Annotated in this window: 3 protein-coding genes; 1 reads left to right on the plus strand and 2 read right to left on the minus strand. The window is 39.2% G+C overall.

Translation table 11 applies throughout. The annotated features are described in order from the left end of the window. A partial coding sequence (locus tag AABI99_RS18175; RefSeq protein WP_338367524.1) for a cation transporter dimerization domain-containing protein occupies positions 1–275 on the plus strand: 275 nt, incomplete at its 5' end. Here AABI99_RS18175 and AABI99_RS18180 read toward each other — a convergent pair. Beyond that, positions 265–1,212 carry an alpha/beta fold hydrolase gene (locus AABI99_RS18180; RefSeq protein WP_338367525.1) on the minus strand — a complete coding sequence of 316 codons (948 nt, stop codon included), beginning with the start codon at positions 1,210–1,212 and terminating at the stop codon, positions 265–267. The genes AABI99_RS18175 and AABI99_RS18180 overlap by 11 nt on opposite strands. A gap of 3 nt (positions 1,213–1,215) precedes the next feature. Beyond that, a partial coding sequence (locus AABI99_RS18185; RefSeq protein WP_338367526.1) for an ATP-binding protein occupies positions 1,216–2,048 on the minus strand: 833 nt, incomplete at its 5' end.

The following is a 2,048-nucleotide window of genomic DNA, read 5'->3' on the forward strand; positions in this document are numbered from 1 at the left end:
ATTTAATGGATAAAGAACTACCGGACGAAGAAAAACAAAGTATTTTTGATATAGCCAAAATGCACCCTGATGTGCATGGGGTGCATGGTATTCGTACGCGCCAAGGCGGGAAAATTAAATTTATACAAATGCACCTAGAATTAGATGACGATTTATCGTTAATTCGTGCCCACAATGTAGCAGACGAAGTGGAAAAAATGATAGTCGATTGCTTTGAGTCTGAGGTTGATATACTTATCCACCTCGACCCATTATCTGTCGTGGTTAAACATTAACAGACTCACAAAATGTGTACATGCTTTTTAGTGCTGGCTTACGAATTTCGTCACGTTCAAAAAAGAGCTCATGTTTTGCACCTTTAAAGCTTTCAATTGATGCATTTGCATGGCTTTTAGCTAGCTTATCAAGGGCGGAATTATTTACTACTTCATCGTTTTCGGCTTTGGCTATATACATAGGAATGGTGATATTTAACTTATCTATTGATGGCAAAAATTTAATAACCGCGTGTAACCATCCATAAGTTACCCCGCCGAGTTGTAATGCTGGCGTAGCGTGATAAGTTTGCCTAAATTGTTTGTAACGTATTTCACTACTTGTTAGCACGTTTAGGTCAAAATTTAAGGGAATATAGTTTTTTTGCCCAAAGGCATAGCTGTATTGAAAGCCCAACATTTTAGCGATGTTGACAGCCAATGTGGTAGAAAAGCGAGGCACTTTTTTAGTAAAAATATTTAACATGGGAGCTGACAAAAATACCCCCTTGTAGTCATGCTTATAGGTTGCTAAATAATGCAGAGCAATCGCTCCTCCCATTGAATGGGCAATTAACGCTTTATTACCTTGCCAGTGAGTATTGACTACCTGTTCGGTAAACTGGTTTAGATCTGCGCTATAATCTTGAAAGTTTTGAACATAACCTTTGTGCTTGTTTTTCAAATGCCGATAAGAGCGACCTTGACCTTGATGGTCAATTATAAAAACTGCATACCCATTGTTATAAAATTCCCACAAAAGCTCTTTATATTTATCAGTGCCTTCTACTCTGCCAGAACTAATAACTAACGCCATTTTTGCATTAGCGGGTTTTGCATAGGCGTAAAATAATGTGCCATGCAAGGTTTTTAAGTTAGATTTAATGAGTGTGTTTTCAAAAAACTCTTCAATTGCAGATTGGTTATTTTCAAGCTCACTTTCACTGCTATAAAACATGGGTTACTCTTTAGTTATTGGTAAGGTTATGTTGGCACATAAACCACCATTTTCTTTATTTGATAACGCTAAACTACCACCGTGCGCAATAATAGCATTTTTAGCGATGGCTAAGCCAAGCCCCGTGCCACCACTTACTCGGTCGCGGGCATCAGATTGTCTAAAAAAGGGCTCACAAAGCTTGCTTAATTGATCATTTGGCACGCCTGGTCCATCGTCGCAAATTTCAATATAAACTTTGCTGTTATAGTGTACGTTAAAGCTAATATTGCTGTGTGCGTATTTTATTGCATTGCGTAATAAGTTTTCGAGTGCACTGGCTATTAACGACTCATCGCAACTGAGCATAACATCGGCACTGCCGCTAAATGTGAGTGTTTTAGTATTTTGTTTAGCTTCAAACTGTGCATCGTTTAGTACGTGTTCTACTATATCTTTTAACGACTGCTTTTGAAGAGACAGTGCTTGGCTTTGTGCCTCTAAACGTGATACTTGCAGTACATCAGCAATCATTTTATCAAGTTGATTTGCTTCTTTTTCTATCCGTAATAAATACGATTGGCTTGCCTCGCTGGCTTGCATTTGAGCAAGCCCTGTGGCCATTTTTAAACGCGTAAGTGGGGAGCGCAACTCGTGAGATATATCAGCAAGCAAACGCTTTTGGGCACTAATAAGTTGCTCAAGCTGATTGGCCATACTGTTAAAGTCGCGACCAAGCACCCCAAGCTCATCTTTTCTGCTTGCAGGTATGGCAACACGGGCAGATAAGTCGCCTGATGACAGTTTTATGGCTGCTTTTTTTAAGCTGTTAATAGGCGCAATTAAATTGCGACTAA

Source organism: uncultured Pseudoalteromonas sp., assembly GCF_963922945.1.
Lineage (GTDB): Bacteria > Pseudomonadota > Gammaproteobacteria > Enterobacterales > Alteromonadaceae > Pseudoalteromonas.